21 protein-coding genes, 1 tRNA gene and 1 pseudogene are annotated in these 19,118 nt (G+C 43.3%); 8 read left to right on the plus strand and 15 right to left on the minus strand.

Going from position 1 to position 19,118, the window contains the following annotated elements:
- The 7 genes and pseudogenes from BP688_RS13510 to BP688_RS01915 form a co-directional block, all read right to left on the minus strand.
- A pseudogene (locus BP688_RS13510) lies at window positions 1–121 on the minus strand (5,10-methylenetetrahydromethanopterin reductase); the annotation flags it as partial.
- 55 nt (window positions 122–176) lie between these two features.
- Window positions 177–1,532 carry a B12-binding domain-containing radical SAM protein gene (locus BP688_RS01890; protein ID WP_290623688.1) on the minus strand — a complete coding sequence of 452 codons (1,356 nt, stop codon included), beginning with the start codon at window positions 1,530–1,532 and terminating at the stop codon, window positions 177–179.
- A gap of 35 nt (window positions 1,533–1,567) precedes the next feature.
- Window positions 1,568–2,731 (minus strand): redox-regulated ATPase YchF, encoded by a 1,164-nt coding sequence (locus tag BP688_RS01895; RefSeq protein ID WP_290597772.1) that lies wholly within the window; start codon window positions 2,729–2,731, stop codon window positions 1,568–1,570.
- On the minus strand, window positions 2,724–2,987 hold the full coding sequence (locus tag BP688_RS01900; RefSeq protein ID WP_290597773.1) for a DUF2095 family protein: 264 nt from the start codon (window positions 2,985–2,987) through the stop codon (window positions 2,724–2,726). The genes BP688_RS01895 and BP688_RS01900 overlap by 8 nt, the downstream gene beginning before the upstream one ends.
- Window positions 2,947–3,924: an acyltransferase gene (locus BP688_RS01905; RefSeq protein WP_290597774.1), complete on the minus strand. Its 978-nt coding sequence runs from the start codon at window positions 3,922–3,924 to the stop codon at window positions 2,947–2,949. The genes BP688_RS01900 and BP688_RS01905 overlap by 41 nt, the downstream gene beginning before the upstream one ends.
- 39 nt (window positions 3,925–3,963) lie before the next feature.
- Window positions 3,964–4,518, minus strand: a complete 555-nt coding sequence (pgsA, locus tag BP688_RS01910; protein ID WP_290597775.1) for an archaetidylinositol phosphate synthase — start codon at window positions 4,516–4,518, stop codon at window positions 3,964–3,966.
- A gap of 1 nt (window position 4,519) precedes the next feature.
- Window positions 4,520–5,095, minus strand: a complete 576-nt coding sequence (locus BP688_RS01915; RefSeq protein WP_290597776.1) for an Lrp/AsnC family transcriptional regulator — start codon at window positions 5,093–5,095, stop codon at window positions 4,520–4,522.
- A gap of 271 nt (window positions 5,096–5,366) precedes the next feature.
- Here BP688_RS01915 and BP688_RS01920 point away from each other — a divergent pair, with 271 nt between their 5' ends.
- The gene (locus BP688_RS01920) at window positions 5,367–5,552 is read left to right on the plus strand and encodes a hypothetical protein (RefSeq protein ID WP_290597777.1); all 186 of its coding nucleotides are present in this window, start codon (window positions 5,367–5,369) and stop codon (window positions 5,550–5,552) included.
- A 472-nt stretch (window positions 5,553–6,024) separates the two neighbouring features.
- Here the strand turns inward: BP688_RS01920 and BP688_RS01925 are convergent, their stop codons facing one another.
- Complete coding sequence (locus BP688_RS01925) at window positions 6,025–6,396, minus strand: hypothetical protein (protein ID WP_290597778.1); 372 nt, start codon at window positions 6,394–6,396, stop codon at window positions 6,025–6,027.
- A gap of 4 nt (window positions 6,397–6,400) precedes the next feature.
- The gene (locus tag BP688_RS01930; RefSeq protein WP_290597779.1) at window positions 6,401–7,531 is read right to left on the minus strand and encodes a zinc metalloprotease; all 1,131 of its coding nucleotides are present in this window, start codon (window positions 7,529–7,531) and stop codon (window positions 6,401–6,403) included.
- 736 nt (window positions 7,532–8,267) lie between these two features.
- Here BP688_RS01930 and BP688_RS01935 point away from each other — a divergent pair.
- Window positions 8,268–8,510 carry a DDE-type integrase/transposase/recombinase gene (locus BP688_RS01935; protein WP_290597780.1) on the plus strand — a complete coding sequence of 81 codons (243 nt, stop codon included), beginning with the start codon at window positions 8,268–8,270 and terminating at the stop codon, window positions 8,508–8,510.
- A 264-nt stretch (window positions 8,511–8,774) separates the two neighbouring features.
- The gene (locus BP688_RS01940; protein WP_290597781.1) at window positions 8,775–9,089 is read left to right on the plus strand and encodes a DUF3566 domain-containing protein; all 315 of its coding nucleotides are present in this window, start codon (window positions 8,775–8,777) and stop codon (window positions 9,087–9,089) included.
- Here the strand turns inward: BP688_RS01940 and BP688_RS01945 are convergent.
- The 4 genes from BP688_RS01945 to BP688_RS01960 all read right to left on the minus strand — a co-directional run bounded on the left by BP688_RS01945 (window position 9,076) and on the right by BP688_RS01960 (window position 12,926).
- Window positions 9,076–10,200 carry an ABC transporter permease gene (locus BP688_RS01945; protein WP_290597782.1) on the minus strand — a complete coding sequence of 375 codons (1,125 nt, stop codon included), beginning with the start codon at window positions 10,198–10,200 and terminating at the stop codon, window positions 9,076–9,078. The two genes, BP688_RS01940 and BP688_RS01945, sit on opposite strands and share 14 nt — an antisense overlap.
- Before the next feature lies 1 nt (window position 10,201).
- On the minus strand, window positions 10,202–10,885 hold the full coding sequence (locus tag BP688_RS01950; protein WP_290597783.1) for an ABC transporter ATP-binding protein: 684 nt from the start codon (window positions 10,883–10,885) through the stop codon (window positions 10,202–10,204).
- Window positions 10,882–12,252, minus strand: coding sequence for a COG1361 family protein (locus BP688_RS01955; RefSeq protein ID WP_290597784.1), 1,371 nt, complete (start codon window positions 12,250–12,252; stop codon window positions 10,882–10,884). Before BP688_RS01955 ends, BP688_RS01950 begins: the two co-directional genes overlap by 4 nt.
- Before the next feature lie 176 nt (window positions 12,253–12,428).
- Complete coding sequence (locus tag BP688_RS01960) at window positions 12,429–12,926, minus strand: ACT domain-containing protein (protein ID WP_290597785.1); 498 nt, start codon at window positions 12,924–12,926, stop codon at window positions 12,429–12,431.
- 60 nt (window positions 12,927–12,986) lie between these two features.
- Here BP688_RS01960 and BP688_RS01965 point away from each other — a divergent pair, with 60 nt between their 5' ends.
- Entirely contained in the window at window positions 12,987–13,808 is an 822-nt protein-coding gene (locus BP688_RS01965; RefSeq protein ID WP_290597786.1) for an ABC transporter ATP-binding protein, read from the plus strand.
- 85 nt (window positions 13,809–13,893) lie between these two features.
- On the opposite strand, the gene gatD is transcribed toward BP688_RS01965, so the two are convergent.
- Together gatD and argH are read right to left on the minus strand one after the other, a co-directional pair.
- The gene (gatD, locus tag BP688_RS01970) at window positions 13,894–15,120 is read right to left on the minus strand and encodes a Glu-tRNA(Gln) amidotransferase subunit GatD (protein WP_290597787.1); all 1,227 of its coding nucleotides are present in this window, start codon (window positions 15,118–15,120) and stop codon (window positions 13,894–13,896) included.
- Window positions 15,113–16,564: an argininosuccinate lyase gene (argH, locus tag BP688_RS01975; RefSeq protein WP_290597788.1), complete on the minus strand. Its 1,452-nt coding sequence runs from the start codon at window positions 16,562–16,564 to the stop codon at window positions 15,113–15,115. The genes gatD and argH overlap by 8 nt, the downstream gene beginning before the upstream one ends.
- A gap of 73 nt (window positions 16,565–16,637) precedes the next feature.
- On the opposite strand from argH, the gene BP688_RS01980 reads away from it, so the two are divergent.
- From BP688_RS01980 to BP688_RS01995, 4 genes are all read left to right on the plus strand, one after another.
- Window positions 16,638–16,919, plus strand: coding sequence for a hypothetical protein (locus BP688_RS01980; protein ID WP_290597789.1), 282 nt, complete (start codon window positions 16,638–16,640; stop codon window positions 16,917–16,919).
- Window positions 16,920–17,016: 97 nt separating this feature from the next.
- Window positions 17,017–17,316 (plus strand): hypothetical protein, encoded by a 300-nt coding sequence (locus BP688_RS01985; protein WP_290597790.1) that lies wholly within the window; start codon window positions 17,017–17,019, stop codon window positions 17,314–17,316.
- A 31-nt stretch (window positions 17,317–17,347) separates the two neighbouring features.
- Window positions 17,348–17,437 (plus strand) — tRNA-Glu (locus BP688_RS01990).
- A gap of 143 nt (window positions 17,438–17,580) precedes the next feature.
- Entirely contained in the window at window positions 17,581–19,116 is a 1,536-nt protein-coding gene (locus tag BP688_RS01995) for a class I adenylate-forming enzyme family protein (RefSeq protein ID WP_290597791.1), read from the plus strand.
- The last annotated feature ends 2 nt before the right edge of the window (window positions 19,117–19,118 follow it).

A 19,118-nucleotide genomic window follows, 5' to 3' on the forward strand; every position in this document is an offset into this window, starting at 1 on the left:
TTCTGTTGTTGTAGTGGTCTGTAATCCACGTATAGTCAAAACCACTGTCCTCAGCCAGTTTTACATAGTACTCAAGCTCGTAGTATTTCATATCTGGCACAAACTCAATACCAAATCTCATAACATCACCATCTATGAGCAAAACTGGAAAGCAAATAATCTTTTCGATTTTAATTTTACCATTTCAAAGCTTTTCTGATTACTCCCAGAATGACCTTGAAATTCCCCCTCTTCACCTCTCTCAATATGAATTTTGGTCTGAGATAAAATCTAAGATAGCAGTACTTCAGAAATCTCGAAATCTCCTGTGGAGACATAAAAAAGTTCTTTAGCACAGGTTTTCCGGCTGTAAAATCATCAAAATTCCTGCTCAAAATCCATCCCTTTCTCTCTGCCTCGTCAAATATTTCGGTTCCGGGGTAGGGAGTAAGAACTGAAAATTGCGCATAATCGGGGTCGAGCTCGAGAGCAAACTTCAGTGTCGCCCTCATCTCCTCTTTTCTCTCCATCGGAGCACCGATGATGAAGGAGCAGATCACCCTTATACCATATTTCCTTGCCAGCGTAACAGCTCTTCTGACTTTCTCAGAATCTATCTTTTTTCTGTAAAAATCCAGAATTCTCGGACTTGCAGACTCAACTCCGAAGTATATGGCACTGCAGCCGGCTTCTTTCATTTTTTTCAGCATATCTTCATTAGTCGTGTCAACACGCGAGGAACAGCTCCATTCGACATCTATTCCTCTCCTCCTAATCTCATCGCAGATTGCCTCAACCCTTCGTCTGCTCAGGGTGAAGGTGTCATCACTGAAGGCTATGTGTTTGGCGTTAAAGTCGCTTACAAGCCACTCGATCTCGTCTACAACGTTCTCAGCGCTCCTAACTCTGAATCGGTGCCCCATGAAAAGGGATGAGCTGCAATATCTGCATGCAAAAGGGCACCCACGGGAAGTAATCATAGGAAATTGCTCCAGACGCTCACCAAAAAGAGAGTATCTTTCGAGGGGCATTAGGTCATAAGCGGGAAAGGGGAGAGAATCAAGGTCTCTTATAAATCCTCTTGGCCCATTGTCAACTATCTCGTTCTCACTTCTGTAAACAACACCCTTTACATCCTCCAGCGTCTTTCCTGCTTCAACTTTCTCCGCAACTTCAACGATTGTCTCTTCGCCCTCGCTAACACACACTGCATCCACAAAGTCATTTTTAGCAGCATCAAGCGGTCTGAAGGTGACGTGAACACCACCGAGAACAACGAAAATGTCTGGTAAGACCTCCTTTATTTTTCTGGCGTATTTCAGGGCAGAGTTGAATGTGGGAGTTGTAGAGGTTATGCCCACCATTATCGAGTTTTTCACTCTCTTTATGAGTGTCTCAAAGTTGAGGTTCTCCACCATATCGTCAATAATCCTAACTTTAAACCCCTCCCTTCTCAGCACAGCAGCAAGATAACCCAGACCTAAGGGGGGAGTAGATATGTCAAGTCTTTTCACAACCTCAACATTTGCATTTGGGTTGAGGAGGGTGATCATCCAAAAATGTTGACCATTAATTCTTAAAAAGATTGTTATGCACTTGAAACGATCTTTATTACATCATTGTTCTTCAATTCGTGATCCTCAGCTATCCTCATCTTAGTTCTGGCATCCAGAGCGTAGATAAAGTGCTTTCCAATATCGGTATGGATCATATATGCAAGCTCTCTCGCAGTGGTACCTCTCTTCACGAGCATGGCGTCGGGAAGGACGTTGCCTTTGGTGTCGGTGAACTTGTTCTCGTCCTCCACCGGATAGACAACTATGTAGTCTAAAACATCAAAAACGACCTTATTGATTGCACTCTGTACACCCGTAGACCCAAATTCCTTCAGAAAGTTTCTTATTCTTTCGAGAGCCTTAACCTGCTTTTCGTTCAGCTCTTTCACAATTTCGAAATCACTATCACCGGGCAGATATTTGATATAACCATTCTTCGCTGCAGTTCTCAGTATAAGCTCGTAGGCTGCCGAAGTGGGAACTGTTATCTCCGGCAAACTAATTAGTCTCTCAAGAAGCTCCTTTGGAGCCTTATCTGCCTTATTTGCAGCGATCACCATTCTCATCCTCCTCTTTCTCAGCTCAACCGCAAATTGCTTCAGTCCATCATCATCGAGTTTTGAAACGTCTCCAAAGCCCTTTATTGCTTCTCTGATCATCCATTCCTCAAAGCCAAGCCCGGCAAGCTGCTCAGTTAGAAACTTTACTGCATCTCTCTTTTCAGCTTTCATTCTCCTCATTATTTTCTCCCAGTTTCTCTTGAGAATACCGTAAAGCCACATGTCTATCTCGTGATAGAGAAAATTCACGTCCTCAATAGGATCACGCTCGCCAACACCTATCTCATTTCCCTCCTCGTCTGTCGAACCTGAAGCGTCAACGACGTGTATTACAGCCTCACTCTGCCTCAGATTGTCGAGAAACTCGTTGCCCAGTCCTCTACCCTTGTGAGCATCTGGAACAAGTCCGGCAACGTCAATAAGCTTTACGGGAATGAACCTCCATCCGTCAATACACTCTCTGCACTCCACACCAAGTTCCTGACAGACGCATTTAACTCTCACGTATCCCACACCGATGTTCGGCTTGATCGTTGTAAAGGGGTAGCTGGCAATCTCGGCATCGGCAAGAGTCGCGGCTTTGAAGAACGTTGATTTGCCTGCGTTGGGTTTTCCTGCTATACCAATCTCAATCACTCAAACCCCTCCTCGTATATTCTCCTCTTTCTCTTGTCCCGATCAAGCTTTTGAGCAGTGAGGAGTTGCTCTTTAAAAAATTAGCGTATTCGACGCTAATTTCTCCCTTTCTCTCAAAGAACTCGATAACCTCCAACGCCTCCTCAATAGTTTTACACACCTCAAGGTGGTCGAGAACTGTGGGTAGCTTTTTGCCCTCAAGTTCGTGAAAAAGGTTAGGGAACATCCTTTGAAACTTCTTCTTCTCCCACTCCATCTTTCCCTTCCTCTACTTTCTCCAACTCGGATTTGGATTCCTCTTCAGCTTCGTTGTAGCTTGTTACCTCCTCTAACTCTTGCTCCGTTGTTACTTCCTCCTCTTCGACAACTTCAGCTATTTCTTTTTCCTCTTCTCTACCGGGTATCTCAACCTTCTCTCTTATCCATACTCCCTCTCTGCCGACTATTCCACCCTCAACGCTGCATCCATCTTCCATGTAAACTTTATCAGCCCTTATATGTCCAAAAACCTCGGAAGAGTTCAGGAGATACACTATTTTTCCTTCAATCGCCCCATGCACTCTGCACTTCTCAACTATAACCTCTCTGCCTCTCAAACTGCCAAATATCTCACTCTCACTTACGTAAATATCTCTCGCTTTTATATTTCCCAGAATTCTGCTACCTATGATCTCTGCATTCTTGCTTGTCACAATCCTGTCTATGCTTACCTGAGTGCTGTCCGGGATTATAAGGGGAGAATCAAATTCTTCCACCTCTTCGAGGAGCTTTTCTGCCTCCTCCAGTCTTCCAAGCCTCAAGAGAATTAACAGATAAAGGAATATAAAGAACAGGGCTGGAGTGGGGTCTTGGATGGTTATAAGACCCTTTGCCTCAAACCCATTCTTTATTCTGACATTTCTTCCAATTTCAAGGTCTCCGTAAACTGTTAGCTTTCCCCCAATGGAGGCGAATTCACCGATGTAGGCGTCATGTTTTGATGTCACATTCCCGCTGACGTTGCACCAAGCGTCAAGTCTAACCTCCTCTCCGAGAACGTCGCCGTCTACCGTAACCCTCTCTCCCAGTATGACCTTTTTCGCAATGATGCCGTAACTGAGTTTGGAGTTGGGGCCAATAATAACATCCCCACTTGCGACTATGTTTCTCTCCTCGAATCTCGTGTTTGCAGGAATTACCAGCTTCTCCAGCATTCAACTTTTCTTTAATTTTTAACTTTTAAAGCTTTGCCATTATCTTGTCCTGGAATACGTATGCCAAATCCTCTGCAGAACGGTGATGTGGCTTAAAACGGCAATGATCAAGACCACCTCGTAAACGTATCCTGTGATGAGACCGAGCAGAAGTATGAGCAACCGCTCGCCCCTCTCTGCTATACCAACATCGCATCTCTCTATCACATTCTCAGCTCTTGCTCTCGTGTAGCTGACGAGAAGTGAGCCGCTCATGGCCAACCCAACGATAACCCAATCAACGCCGTATATTCCGAGAGAGAGGAAAAGGATAACGTCTACGTATCTGTCCACCACAGAGTCAAGAAAACCCCCGAAATTTGTTGTAAGGTTGGCAGTCCTCGCCAGCGCTCCATCAAGGAAATCACAGATGCTGCTTAGAAGAACAAAGAGGGCAGCAATAAGAATTTTGCCGCTTATGATGTAATATGCAGACAGAAGTCCAAAAAAAAGGCCAAGAATTGTTAGATGGTTAGGTTGAATACCCATTCTGCCGAGAATATTAGCAAAAGGCTTTGCTAACTCGGTCGTCCAAGGTTTAATCCGGCTCAGCATTTTACTTCCAGAATTTGCCTCTGTAGTGACCAGTTATCGGACAACCCAAGCAAAGGTCTTTTTTCCAGTAAAGACAGTTATTACAGCTAACGTCACCGCAAGGAGCTTTTTTGGATTTTTCAATGTACATTTTAATTGGCATCACGACATCCTTCTCCGATCTAACGATTATTCCGGCCTCAACATTGTAAACCTCTGGTTTCGATCGTATATGCTTATCAACTATGGCCTCGAGGGTCGTCAGGTCTTCACCACCCAGAAACAGAGTTAAGTTTTTGTCGCCTGCAACAACAAATCCGTTCAGAAAAAAAGGACATCTTGACAGCTTTGATATAATATCTGACGGTCTTTTGCACTTTATATCAACTTTTAGTATGTGCAATCCTGATTTTTTCAGGTTTAGACCATAAGCGTGGCTTATGACGCCAAGCTCCTTCAATTTCTTGATCCTACTTCCCACTGACGGCTGAGAAAGGCCAACAATTTTCGCAATCTCGCTCTGAGACATCTCAGGGTCTTTTTCAAGAAGCTCAAGTATCATTCTATCCTTTTCATCAATGTCCAGTACCCTTGGCATTTAGACACCAGTTGAAAGTTGGCTCATTCTTATAAAAAATTAGCGGAATTGGGAGTGTGTTTAACATCCTCTAATCTCAATACTACACTAATATAATTCAACATCAAAACTTATTTAAACCAGCTACAGACAAAACAATGCTAAAAAGATGGGATACGAGAAACTACGACATAGAACTCATCCTGGCAGTCTTTGACTCCATCAGCATAAACATAGAATCAGAATATTCCAAAACCAAAGAATTTACGACATAAAAACGATAATAAAGGCTTTGATTATAAAGGAATTTGAAAAGCTGTCTTTAAGGACTGCGGAGGTCAGGATTAAGCTTGGGGTAAGGATTGACCACACGGTTCTACACTTCCGGGAGAAGAAACTCGCTCCTTACATGGAGGAGATCGTCAATGCAATTTTAAGAGAGCTTCACAAACGAATTCAGAAAGCTTCGCAGATTTAGCTGTTTTCAGTAAAAAGGGGATAGGATAGAAATACACGCGATAACGGTATAGGGACCCTTTATCCTGTAGCCGTTTCGATAACAACTTACGAGAGCAATTGAAAGACTGCCTGAAGGTAAGGGATATTTCTACGCTGACGCAGCCTACGACAGCAGGAGTTGAAATACCGTCGTAGATAGGGGCTATCTTCCTATCGTTAAACCGAGGAAAGAATAAAACAAAGGGAAGAATAAAACAAAGGGCTACGGAGCGAGAGTTTAGGGACAGGATCTTCGATAAGGATAAGTACAGGAGGAGAGGGGTTTGCGAAGGGTTCTTCGGAGCTTTAACTAACTGGTTCGAAGATAAAATCCCTTGCTCTTTGAAAACGGCCGTAACAAAGCTTGTTAGAGTTGCATACTACGCTCTGAGAGTTTTGTTAAGAGTTAGAATAAAGGAAATGGGATATTAAACACACTCCGGAATTGGCATTTAAGGCGTCCCCATATTGGCGCCATAAAATTCATTACCGTATTTGAAGCAGTAAGTGTAGCTGCTATAGCTGCACACTCCAATTTCAGATTGCCTCTTAGCCAGATAGTTGCTGATTCTTTTTCCAGTTTCTAAGTCCAGTTCATAGCTCTTACTCTCTCCCGGCGCTAACTTCTCTGCATCTTCCAGTATTTCTTCTAGAATCGGATATTCCTGAAAGTCCTCCTCGGTAATCTCGAAGTAAGCATCAGGCGGAGAGGTGAGTTTTTTAACCTGGAAACTCATAGAAATATCTAATGTCGCCAAGGTTAGGATGAAGAAGGCTACAGGTGCGAGTATCAAAATTAAAAGTAAAATATGTTTCTTCTTCATGCTCTCACTCATCGCTTATTCCGTTAATATTGTTGTATATCCTATCCCAGCACAAATCGCACCACGTGTTTGTTCCAAGAGTGACCCAGCAGTAGTTCATAATACATGGATCGTGCTCCCAGCAGTATGTGCTATCCTCGGCTTTAAAGTTGTGGGAAATTTCGTGCTGAGCAACGATATCCAGCGGGATTAACCAGCATGTGTAGTGTCCACTTTCTGTCACTCCAACGCTGTAAAATCCATTTATATAGGCATAACCGCAATACTTGTCGTCCACCGACTTTATCCAGCCGATCATTATATCGTTTTGCGGATCCCCATCATTATACCAGCTCCTCCAACCTTCCATATCTTCGGCCAGATCTTCAAGGTAGTCTGAAAGCTTTCCCGAAGTCACATCGCTTGCGTCCCAAAAATCGAGGAAATACCAGTTTAGAGTTGCTCCACTGTTAAATACTTGGAACCTATCGTAGGCATCCAGAGTAGCGTCGAAATAATCCGTATTCGTTGGTCGATCGTCTCCTATGGCTTCGACTATCCACAAATACAAAGCTCCGTTTTTAATTTGAGGGCCAGATGCTGCTTTGGAACTCATTATTTCGAATTGCTGAGGCTTAAAGTCCTGCGATAATCCCCCGTCTAAATAATCTCCAGCGTACTTCTCGGCCAGCTCCTTAGCATATTCTTTTGGGACTGGAATGCCATCCACCATCACAACTCTTGGATTGTGAGGATCAACGCCGTACTTTTCGATGAATGCCTTTCTGGCTTTCTCCCTTATAGCAAGAAACTCTGAGGCATTCAACACGGCTACGCCAATTTTTCTGAAATGTTCAACAGCTTTGGGGTCGATCCAGTCTTCAACAGTTCCGTTTGCAGTTCTGCCCATAACCACGTACGAATCTGGGAGATAACCTTCAAGGTAGTAGGGCAACTGTCCCTTAGCAAACTTGATGTCATTGTCTGAAATGTTGTACTTTTCGTAGAGTGTCTTTAATTCCTTTGCTGTCAGTTTTTTGGGATCTTTTAGCTCCAATTTCGATGGTTCGATTTTTGTCTTTAGTCCTGCAGAAAAGGCTACAGTCACACTTCCTAAAATCACACAAACCAAGATTAGACTAAGCTTTTTCCACATGCTACCACCAATCAATATGAGCTGTTATAGCATATAAATTTTACGCTATATGCTATCAATCATCTTAATTGATAAACACTGGAGCGCATCCTCTAACCTCCTCAACTTTGCTTAAAGTTAATAAGAACTCGTTATGAGGTTAGAGGTAGTTTCCTAAAACCTCAACAACCTCTACTGATTGAAGCTAGTAAAACCCCAGAATTAGTCAGCGAGGAATGATATCGAGGCAGCAGTCGTTAATATACTCCCAAATTTCTCAAGAAATCTCTCATAACCTGCTATAACTTTCTGAATTTCGAGAAAAAGCTCTCCTTTCGGCATGAGGTGAGTCTCTTCTCCTCCTCGTTTACGAGGTTAAGCGTTTCAAGCTCTTTTAAAAGCTTGAAACACGAAGGTAGTCCTATGTATTCTTCCAAGCTTTATCCTCGTGAGGTCTTCTAAAGCTCCAACATCATTACTTTTGTTATTTACTCGTTTAACTTTGGTAATAGATGTGTCCCCATTACCAAAACCTATCTATGAACATGTCTGCATTATCACAAGCTATAAATACCAAAAATCAAGTATTATTATGCTAAGGGTAAAGGATATTGTGAAAGAGCTGAAAGTATTCGAAAGGAACAAAGTACCACTTTAAATCAAATACTCGGTAAGAAGAACTGCAAGAATTCTTTCCGAACCTCATCCAGTATCCAAAACTTCAGTCTGGAACTGGGTAAAGAAGTTTGAGGAGAAATTGCCGACTTCCGCGGAGAAAGAGTATAGAAATCTAATAGCAATAGATGAAACAGTTGTTAAAGCGAACAAAAAGAAGTACTACCTCTACTCTGCCGTAGACGTTGAAAGAAACGAGTTAATTCTGATGAGAGTCTATACCACGAGAAACTACCTTACTACTAAGTCCTTTGTAAAGGAAGTTCTGAATTACTGTGAGAACAAGCCTAAATTCGTTGTTGATAAGGCTTCCCTAGCTGATTGATGCTCTGGAAAGCCTTGGTTTAGAATTCGAGCATCAATCCTTTCGGTGAAAGAAGCTTGATTGAATCGGTGTTTTCTTCACTGAAGCAAAGAATCAAGATATTCTTTTGCTCGATTAGCTGTTCAAATCCTGTTAGAAACTGGAATTTGTTCTGCAAGCTGTTTATGCTCTACTATAATCGGTTGAGGTGGTGTTTATGTTAAGTGGACATGTCCCTGCCATTTTAACAAAAAATTTAATAATTACACTGACTTAGAAGCCAACATGTTCGAGATAAAGAGGTTGGGTCTGCTGTCTATGGCGAAAATAGGGGCTGTGTTTATGGCAATAATCGGTCTGATCAGTATCGTAGGTCTGACGATCAGTAAGGGAGGTTCGTTTAACCCTGTTGTGCTTGTCTTAGTCCCATTAACCTATGCCGTAGTCGGATTCGTTCTCGGAGCAGTGCTTGCCTTTCTCTACAACATTGTCGCTAGATTTATCGGTGGTATGAAAATAGAACTTGAGAAAGCAGATGAAAGTTTTGAGTCTGATGAGTTGGAGTTTGATGAAGAGGAATCAGAATTTACTCAAACCTAAGAGCCTCAATAGGTTCAAGTCTGCTCGCCCTCCAAGCCGGATACAGCCCGCTAACAACTGCAGTTGTCAAACCAACCGAGAAACCGAGAATAAGATAGAACAGGGTGCCAGGCTGGAACACGTATTTTACGTTCTGGAGGATGATGTAATCTATTGCGTAACCACCCGCAAGGCTCAGAACGCTACCAATTGAGCTTCCAATAATTCCGAGTATTACTGCTTCGAGCAGGAAGATTTTTAAAATTGTGACCCTGTATGCTCCTATTGCTCTCATCACACCTATTTCCTTTGTTCTTTCAATAGTGGACATAAGCATAATGTTGAGGATGCTGACACCAGCAACGAGAAGGGAGATGGATGCAATTGCCATCAGAAACGTGTTGATCTGCGCAAAAGCTTCGTTTATTCTTTCGAGGATGATACTCAGTTCAAACACATACACTTTATCTTCCCTGCTATTTAACCTCTCCTCGATTGCCTTCTTAACGTTATCAACATGATCGAGTCTGTCTGCCTTCACTATAACCATCGTGTATCCCTTATCCGAAATCTTACTGAAGTCATCTTGTGAAATTATTACGGCTGTGTTGGGATTTATATCAAATCTTGCACCGGTATCTTCAAGTATCCCGGCAACCCTAAATTCTCTGCCGTTTATTGTTATTTTAGAGTTGACCTTTATATCTCCGGTATCAGCGAGGTTTTTGCCAACCACACAGCTACCTTTAAGCCTTATAACCCCCTTCTCAGCATCAAACAACTCTTCGGCATCCTTCTCGCTCAATCCGTATATTTGCAGGTAAGCTTTCAGCTTTTTCGATTCAACAAGCAGTGTGTCTGATTTTACGGGTATGGCGCTCTTCACATATGGTAGTTTCTCTATTTGGTTTACATCCTTTTCATCAACATATCTGTATCCAGCGTAGTAGTTGGGTCCCACTATCAACTCATTTGCAACATCCTCGAAGTTCTCAAGCACTGTTGCCTTTAAGCTCTCCCCGAATATTCCTATGGCTGATACAGCCATAACCCCTATCAGAATTCCTATGACAGCAAGCAGACTCCTAACTTTTGCCCTTTGAAGATTTCTTCTTGCAAGTTCAAGATACATTCTATCCTCCCTCTATCCCCTCGATTTTTCCGTCCCTCAACCGGATAATAAAATTCCCATACTTGGCGAGGGTTGGGTCGTGAGTGACGAGAATTACTGTCACTCCCCTCTCTTCGTTTTGCTCTTTTATAATGTCCATCACCTGTTCCCCAGACTTCGTGTCGAGATTGCCCGTGGGTTCATCACAGAGCAGTATTTTGGGGTCGTTTGCCAGTGCCCTTGCAATTGCTACCCTCTGCTGCTGTCCGCCGCTTAGCTCATTCGGCTTTCTGTCCATTTCTCTCTCCAAACCAACGATGCCCAGCAACTTCTTTGCTCTTCTCTCCCTCTCATATTTGCTTATCCCCTTGAATATCATGGGAAGCTCTACATTCTCCAAAGCAGAAAGTGTTGGGATTAGGTTGTAGGTCTGGAATATAAAGCCTATGGTGTCTCTTCTGAGCTCAGTAAGCTCTTTATCACTTAGATTTATGGTTTCAATGCCGTTTATCAACACTTTCCCGCTCGTGGGCTTGTCAAGGCAGCCGATCAAGTTTAGAAGGGTGGACTTTCCACTCCCGGACGGGCCCATAATAACCGCAAAATCTCCCTCCTCTATCTCCAAGTTAACGTTTTCGAGAGCCTTCACTTCGTAAAATTCAGTTTTGTAGATTTTTGAGACATCAACCAGCTCAACAACCCTCATTTCCTTATCTGCCTGTAAATTATAAGTCCAATTATCACAAAGACGACTGCTGCAACCACGATGGATATTACAATCGGCAGATTTGAACTCTCGACTTCGGTAGGAACCCCTCCCCCGAGATTGACTTGCTTATGTATTTCAAACTTCTCGCCCAGATCGTTGGACCATGATACTGTAACCAAAACACTTTTGTTGCACTTTACAGGCAAGTCAAAACTCTGAAAATCAGACGGATCAATGTTTCCGATGAAGTAGTCTGCTTTGTATCCATCACATGTGGCAAGCGCATAGGCGTTGTATACTTCACTTCTCCCGTTGTTGCTCACATCTCCCGACACAGTCACCTGCATACCTTCTCTCGCTACGTTGACGTTTGTGAGGCTAACTGCGAAGCTGTCAAGGACCTTTATCGAAAAACTCTTTTCTATGCTGTATTTATTTCCGAATTCGTCAGAATATTCAATTGTGAAAAACACCTCACCCTCCCCACCCCTCGCCGGACTGAACTTGAAGTTGACCCTCTTGCTCTCCCCGCTTGGTATTGATGGAACCTCAACCGGATCGCTGAAAGTTCCAAGGTCGCTTTGGGCGGTAATTCTGACCCCTATAATCTCGTCTCCTCTTAAATTTGCTACCTCTACTGGAACTAGTATGGAATCACCGATGTAAAGCGTTTTGTAGGGGACAGTTACATTAACGACAACACCCTTGGACTCAAGCATCCTCACGTTAACGGTTCTGATAACCTCATGGTAGTTGTTTCCATTGTAAAAGGATATTCTGAATTCAAGTGTCGAAGATGATGGGAAGAACTTGAAAACTCCCTCAGCACCATTGCTGCCTACTTCACCCAGATAAACGGACTGAGGGGTAGCGTTGAACAGCGCCTCAACCCTGACGTCTTTAAGTTCAGTCGGAGAGGAAACATAGAACTGCAGGTCGTTCACCTCTCCCTTATAAACTGGCGAGGTTACGGTGAGAGAGGGGAAGTTGTCGTCAACAACAATCTGGATGTTCTGCCTAATTGTGCCATTCTCAGTGGAAATTGAAGCCTCAACGTTGAACCTTCCAGCTTTAATAGCCTTTATTGAGAAAGGAAGGGTTGCACTCCCCCCTGCTGGTATTATGCCTATACTGTATATTTCCCTTGGAGCGATTTCAACACCATAACCTGTTAGAATGACGGAGTTCACTTTAATAGAGGTGCCCGAGGTTGAGGGATTTGAAATTACGAGAATACAGTCTGCATAATCACCTGGCAAAAGAATTTCAGGAGAGAGTTGATAGCTTATCGAGACGCCCTGAGCAGCTACGTGATGGATTGCAGCAACAAATAGTACCAGTAAGATTAAACCGAATTTTCGCATAAGATGTAACTGTCGGTCTGGTATATATTCTTTCTCGCAATGCTAAGAATGATTAATTTAGAATTTTTAGCCATCTTATTGTCTTTCTCAAGTTCAAGTAGGTCTCCCCAAGACGCAGAGCTTAATAGTCCTCCAAATAATTTTAAGAGTTAAGCGTGTATACCTGTCTTCAATGATCAGCTTATCAGCACCTTCTCCACGCCATCAACTTTCAGCATCTCTTCCACAACCCGTCCCGGAATTTTTGTTTCCGTTACAACAGTAAGTTTTGACTCCACGCTCAGCTCAGGGTCTTCTGCGAGGATATACCTTATTGAGATTCCGGCATTTGCCAGAGCAGAGGTAACCCCTGCCACAATCCCGACTTTGTGACTCTCAGCGTAAACCTCAACCACCCCAAAACCGAGGATTCTTGCAACCTCGGCGATGTTTGCTACAGGTTTGAGGGCAGAAAAAACTCTTCTCAACTCCTCATCACTTTCGATGTTCTGGATAGCCGCGAGAACGACCTTTCTGTCAACTCCTATTGCTTCGGCAATTTTTGTTGGGACGAGTTCAATCTGATCACAGTATGCCTTTCCGTTCCTCACAGAAATCCCGAGCCTGAGGAATTCCCTCGCTACTGCAATTTGAGAGGGATACTTCTCGAACTTCTCTGCAACTTTTTTCCACATAGTTATATTTTCATGCTTCCAACTATTAAACTTTATATCCTCTTCGGGAAACATTAGTTGGTGCTTGAGGTAGTAGAATTGTCAAAGAGCTACGGAGATTTTGTTGCTTTAGAAGGTCTGAGTTTTACGGTTGAGAGGGGGGAAGTTTTGGGACTGATTGGAGAGAACGGAGCAGGAAAGTCAACAACTCTCAGAATAATCGCGGGTCTGATAGAGCCCGATAGTGGAGAGGTTAGATATTTCGGCAATCCCTTTGAGGATAGTATCAAGAAAAGGATTGGATATCTGCCGGAGATAGATGCTCTATATGACAACATGGCTGTCTCTGAATATCTAAAGTTCTTTGCAGATATCTACGGAGTTGAAGACGCGAAGGCAAAAATCAAGGAGTTGCTTGACAAGCTAAATCTTCCGGATAAGTTTGTGGGTGAACTTTCCAAGGGGATGAGAAGGAAACTGTCAATCGCGAGAACTCTCCTCCACGATCCAGATATTCTGATCTACGACGAACCTACAGGTGGTCTCGATCCCAGCACGTCCCTAAGGATCGCAGAACTGCTTAGAGAACTGGCAGCGAGAGGTAAAATCGTCGTTTTCTCAGCCCACAATATGTATTACGTTGAGAAGATCGCTGACAAAGTTGTGGTGATGAAGGCTGGAAAAGCCCTTTACTACGGTAGCCTTGAAAGGCTGATAGGAGAGAACACGACTTATAGAATTGAATACACTTTAAATGGAAGGAAAGAGAGCATGAGCGTATCAGAGATAGACGAAGTCATGGAAATTGTGGATAAAATAAAGAGTAGTGGGGGTAGAATTCTTGAAATCGAGAAGGAAGTCCCGAGACTCGAAAACATTTACTTTTCTCTTATCTCCCGATAATTTCAAATTTGAAAGAAAAATTTATTAATGATTTTTTAGTTACATTCATGTGGGGGGTGATAGCCAAGGTAAGGGGGCATGTGGTTTAGTACTGGGTCGTCGGTTCGATTTCGCCGACGACATTTCTTCTTACCATTTCTTTTGCCTCGTCCAAACTGTAATTTCCGAGCAGCCACATGAGTTTTATGAGTGCCACTTCTGGGAGCATATCTTCCCCCTCTATAACTCCGGCATTCAACAAATCTCTGCCTGTGTCGTAAACTCTGTCGCATATCCTTCCCCACAGGCACTGAGAGGTCATCACAACGATAGAGTCCTCGCAAACCCTCTTCAGAGTTTCGATCCAGTCAGTTGAGACGTGTCCCAACCCTGTTCCCTCAATTACGAATCCTCTATAGCCCTTTGAGTGATAGTATTCCATTATCTCGCTATCCAGTCCGGGGAAAAACTTTATGAGGGCTACTCTCTCTTCGAGCCTGTCCATAAGCTTTGGCTTCCTTTCATCTCTCCTGAACCTCCACGAGAGCCATTCAACATTCAGCGAGGGGTAATCAATTCTTGCAATTGGCTTTGCATTCACTGACTGAAAAGCATCTCTTCTTGATGTGTGGTTCTTTCTGACTTTCACACCTCTGTGGACATAGCAGAAATCATCGCTCGTTGATCCGTGCATCGTAACAACAACCTCTCCCAAATCCTCTATAGCAGCCTTAGCAGCGCACAGCAAATTCATTGCAGCATCGCTGCTTGGTCTATCGGAACTCCTCTGTGCACCGACGAAAACGACTGGTTTGGGTGTTGAGAGCATGAAGGATAGGGCAGCGGAGGAGTAATGCATTGTATCAGTTCCATGAGTAATTATAACACCATCATATTTTTTCAAGGCTCCATAGACGTGTCTTGCAAGCTCGACCCAGTTTTTCGGCTTCATGTTCTCGCTAAGGATGTTGTATAGAAGCTCAGCGTCCACATTGCATATTTCGGTCAGCTCTGGAACCTCTGATGCAATTTCCTCAGCTGTAAACTGACTTGTAACAGCCCCGGTGCGGTAATCAACTTTGCTCGCAATTGTGCCGCCAGTTGAGATTATCTTGACCTCAGGCAACCCTTCTTTCTTCTCAAGCTTCACTAACTCTGCTCCAAACTTTTCTTCCTCGAGAACCTCCACGAGTTCGTATTCTCTAAAACCGATATTGTATCCACTATCGAGCTTAAGAACAAGATTTCCAGTAAATGAAGGCATGACGATTCCCTCAAAAATCCTGCCTTTAGCCTTAATTCTGACCCTTTTTCCATCCAGATTTTCAGGCATGAAAATCCACCCCCAGCTTTTTAGCCTCATCATATAGCATTCTGAGATTTAGCGCTATTTTGCCCCGCAAATTCCTGACTTTTGCTTTTTTGTTTTTCAGCTCTTCCTTTCTTCCCTCCATCATTCTGTGAATTTCGTCAGATGCAGTTCCACCGATGTTCCTCCTTTTCTCAATGACCTTCTCAACATCCAGAGCTTCAGCAACATCCTCATCGCTAATTTTAATGCTGTATCCGAATTCTTTGGCGACAATTTTGATATCCTCTGCTGTGGGTTTTTCAATCTCCTTCGCTGCCAATCTTCCAACAATGCGGTGAGATGCCCTGAAGGGAATTCCAAATTTAATAACAAGCATATCTGCAAGTTCGGTTGCTGTTGCAAATCCCTTTGAAGCCTTTTCTTTCATAACCTCTTCTTTGAATTCAATCTTGTCAATCATCGCCGCCAAGACCTCACTTGCAAGTTCAGCCCTCTTTAGGGAGTCGTAGAGAATCGGGTTCATTTCCTGAAAATCCCTGTTGTAGCTGAAGGGCATAGCTTTGTAGATGCTCATTGCTGCAGTCAAGCTACCCACAAGCCTTCCTGCATTTGCCCTGAGAAGCTCCGCGATGTCTGGATTCTTTTTCTGAGGCATTATTGATGATGTAGAGGAGAATTCATCAGGAAGCTCGATAAAGTCAAACTCTGAGGAGAATAACACAATTTCTTCGGCAATTCTGCTTATCGAGAGCATTAAGGATGTGCTGACGTAAATCGCATCAATTAAAAAATCTCTTGAAGAAACGGCATCTTCGCTGTTTTCAACAACACCGTCAAAGCCGAGAAGTCTGGCTGTGTAGAGTCTATCAAGAGAGAAGCCGGTGGAGGCGAAGGCAGCAGACCCAAGAGGACATCTGTTAGCCCTTTTGAAGGCTTCAATAGCCCTATCGAAATCCCTTGAAAGCATATCGTGATAAGCTACAAGGTGATGAGACAGTTTTGTGGGTTGAGCGTATTGCAGATGTGTGAAGCCGGGCATGATTGCTTCACTCTTCTCAGCCTTCTTAATCAGAACATCCATAACTGCCAGAATATTTTCTGCAAGGTTCAGAAGGTGATCTCTGGCAAAAAGTCTCAGACATGTCGCCACCTCATCATTTCTGCTTCTTCCGGTGTGCATCTTAGCCCCTTTATCGGTGATTTTCGTAACTTCTGCCTCTATTGCCTCGTGAATGTCTTCATACTTCCACTCTGGTTTGTATCCGTTCTCCCTGATCTTTTTTAGTGCCTTCAATATTTCTGCAGCCTCCTCATGAGAAAGATAGCCTGATTTGTGGAGAGAGAGGACATGAGCGACATCAACAAGAATATCGTAATAAAAAATGTTTCTGTCGTGCTCTATGGAGGATGAGAGCTTTAGAGCTTTTGTGTCCATACTCTTTTCCATCCTGCTGTCCCTGAGCATGGTCACAGTTTTCTCAATGTTTTATTAATTTTCGTTCCAACATCTATTTAAATTCACATTCCGAGTTTAACCGATGAGATATAGAATTGTAAGGATAGAACTTAAGGACGAGGATGAAGTTTTGCTTTACCTCAAAAAAGTTGGCAAGTCTCCGGGGTTCATGGCAAGGGCAGACTTCAGCGATCCGGCAAAAATTATCGAGTTTGGTATGCAGATGGGGATGGATTTGGCAAAGAGAATCGAAGAGATCATGCAGTTCGATGCCTTCATAACCGTCACCTACGAGTATTACAGTGTGAACGAGCTGAAGGTTGGAGATGTGGTTGACGTCGAGGTAAGGCCGGTTGAGAGGTGAAACACCGGTTTTTGTGGGTTTTTACCTTTCAGTTTTGCTCTTAGCTCTTTATTCCTCTCTACAATTTCAAATTTCGATTACCAAAAGCTTTACACTGTTGGCAATTCTTACTGCTATAGCTGCCCTCACATTTTTTGCAATGAGAAAGGCTGAAAACGTTCCTTTCGGTGCAAGAACAAAAGTTGCTGCCTTTCTTTACCTTTTCGGGTTTTTCTGGCTCATTCTATCTGGCACAGTTCTAATTCTTGTGGCGATATTTTTTGATGCCACAAGACCTGAAATGAGAAGATTGTTGATAATGACGGGTTTATCAGGAATTGTTATGCTAACAGTTTCCGGGTCAATTCTTCTAACAGCATGGAAGATTTGGAATCTTCCCGCTAACCTTCGAAAGTGATATATATCAACTGAAGCTTAATGCGAGTTAGGCTCCGGTGGTGTAGCCCGGCCAATCATTCCGGCCTTTCGAGGTCTTCCGAAGAAAGCCGGCGACCCGGGTTCAAATCCCGGCCGGAGCATTTTAGTTTTAAAGATATACAAGCCGACAAACAAGACTGTAAGTTGTGACTAACTGCAAGAGTAACTAAACTTCAAAGATCAATCGAAAATGAGCATTTGAGTAGTATAATTTTAAAATACTTGCTCATTTAGATGATTAATCATGAAGACAATACCGCAACTATTAAATGAGCTGGCAGACATCGAACGACCATCCATATTTTACAATGACGAGGGATTCTCCTACAAGGATTTTGTGAAAAAAGTGGATGAGGTTGCGTACGGCTTGAAAAAATTGGGGTTAGGGAAAGGAGATAGGGTCGCCATTATAGCACTAAATCAGCCAGAGTGGTTGTATACCTTTTTTGGGTCAACCAAGATTGGAATAGAGGTTGTGGCTCTCAATGTAAGGTACAGAGAGGCAGAATTAAATTATATGCTCACCAATTCGAGAGCAAAGGCTGTAGTTTGTTTGCCTGAATTTGCGGGCTTTGATTACCAGAGTTTTTTCGCCAAAGCCGACTTTCCAAATCTTGAGTATGAGATTTATATCGGGGATTCTGAAAGAGGCATTCCATTTAGCGAGCTTGAAGGGGAGACAAGCGATGGAATAGAAAAAATGAGTCAGGAAGTGACAGAAAACGATACTGCAGTGATTATATACACGTCAGGAACAACCGGAAGGCCGAAGGGAGCTAAATTGACCCACAAAAGTTTGTTATCATCTGCAGTAGCAGAGAGAGACCACATTAACGCTACAGAGTCAGATGTCGGCTCCATCCACCTCCCGCTTAACCACGTAGGTGGAGTAACCTGCACACTTCTAACCGTTTTAACTGCCAAAGGTTCTGTCGTTCTGGTTCCGTATTTCGATCCTAATAAAGTGCTTAGCATTATCGAAAATCACAAGGTCACAATTTTCGGCGGGGTGCCTACGATGTACCACATGCTTTTTAACACCAATTTCGACGAATACGATGTTTCGTCAGTGAGGGTAGCTATTATCGGCGGTTCTGCACCGCTCAAAGATTTGGTGGTGAGGATACGGGAAAAGTTCAAGAACGCAAAAATCATGCACTTATACGGCTTAACCGAGTCTTCAGGTGCATGTTTACTTTCCCCTCTTGTCGGTGATGTCGAAAGTTTATTTGACCCACGTGGAATGCCAGTCCTCGGACTTCCGATTGATGGCTACCAAGTTAAGATTGTGGATGACAGAGGAAATGAGCTGCCAGAAGGAGAGGTTGGAGAAATTGCCGTAAAAGGTGACTGTGTTTGTGATGGATATGTAGGTCTTGAAAAGGAAACTTCTGAAGCTTTTAGAGATGGATGGCTATTTACAGGAGATTTAGGATACAAAAAAGGCAATCTGGTGTACTTTATGGGCAGGAAAAAGGAGATGTTTGTGCAAGCCGGTTACAATGTCTATCCGGCTGAAGTGGAGACTATTCTAATCTCACACCCTAAGGTGGCAATGGTGGCAGTTATAGGTGTCAAAGATGAGTTCTATGGTGAGAAGGGAGTGGCATATGTAATTCCGGAGGGGGACGTCACAGAGGAGGAGCTAAGGGACTACTGTTCGAAATACATTGCTGACTACAAGATACCCAAGGAGTTCATTTTCACAAACACCCTGCCTCTAACACCAATCGGCAAAATACAGAAATCAGAGCTAATCAAAATGTATGAAAAAAGATAGCA

The sequence above is a fragment of the Archaeoglobus sp. UBA230 genome (genome assembly GCA_002507545.1).
GTDB lineage: Archaea > Halobacteriota > Archaeoglobi > Archaeoglobales > Archaeoglobaceae > Archaeoglobus.

What these genes read in the sequence shown, in the direction of transcription:
- gatD (WP_290597787.1), bottom strand. Translation starts at nt 15,120, where the DNA reads ATGCCTGAAAATCTGGATGGAAAAAGGGTCAGAATTAAGGCTAAAGGC.
- argH (WP_290597788.1), bottom strand. Translation starts at nt 16,564, where the DNA reads ATGCTCAGGGACAGCAGGATGGAAAAGAGTATGGACACAAAAGCTCTA.
- BP688_RS01915 (WP_290597776.1), bottom strand. Translation starts at nt 5,095, where the DNA reads ATGCCAAGGGTACTGGACATTGATGAAAAGGATAGAATGATACTTGAG.
- BP688_RS01900 (WP_290597773.1), bottom strand. Translation starts at nt 2,987, where the DNA reads ATGGAGTGGGAGAAGAAGAAGTTTCAAAGGATGTTCCCTAACCTTTTT.
- BP688_RS01995 (WP_290597791.1), top strand. Translation starts at nt 17,581, where the DNA reads ATGAAGACAATACCGCAACTATTAAATGAGCTGGCAGACATCGAACGA.
- BP688_RS01890 (WP_290623688.1), bottom strand. Translation starts at nt 1,532, where the DNA reads ATGATCACCCTCCTCAACCCAAATGCAAATGTTGAGGTTGTGAAAAGA.
- BP688_RS01930 (WP_290597779.1), bottom strand. Translation starts at nt 7,531, where the DNA reads ATGTGGAAAAAGCTTAGTCTAATCTTGGTTTGTGTGATTTTAGGAAGT.
- BP688_RS01950 (WP_290597783.1), bottom strand. Translation starts at nt 10,885, where the DNA reads ATGAGGGTTGTTGAGCTGGTTGATGTCTCAAAAATCTACAAAACTGAA.
- BP688_RS01980 (WP_290597789.1), top strand. Translation starts at nt 16,638, where the DNA reads ATGAGATATAGAATTGTAAGGATAGAACTTAAGGACGAGGATGAAGTT.
- BP688_RS01905 (WP_290597774.1), bottom strand. Translation starts at nt 3,924, where the DNA reads ATGCTGGAGAAGCTGGTAATTCCTGCAAACACGAGATTCGAGGAGAGA.
- BP688_RS01940 (WP_290597781.1), top strand. Translation starts at nt 8,775, where the DNA reads ATGTTCGAGATAAAGAGGTTGGGTCTGCTGTCTATGGCGAAAATAGGG.
- BP688_RS01925 (WP_290597778.1), bottom strand. Translation starts at nt 6,396, where the DNA reads ATGAAGAAGAAACATATTTTACTTTTAATTTTGATACTCGCACCTGTA.
- BP688_RS01955 (WP_290597784.1), bottom strand. Translation starts at nt 12,252, where the DNA reads ATGCGAAAATTCGGTTTAATCTTACTGGTACTATTTGTTGCTGCAATC.
- BP688_RS01960 (WP_290597785.1), bottom strand. Translation starts at nt 12,926, where the DNA reads ATGTGGAAAAAAGTTGCAGAGAAGTTCGAGAAGTATCCCTCTCAAATT.
- BP688_RS01945 (WP_290597782.1), bottom strand. Translation starts at nt 10,200, where the DNA reads ATGTATCTTGAACTTGCAAGAAGAAATCTTCAAAGGGCAAAAGTTAGG.
- pgsA (WP_290597775.1), bottom strand. Translation starts at nt 4,518, where the DNA reads ATGCTGAGCCGGATTAAACCTTGGACGACCGAGTTAGCAAAGCCTTTT.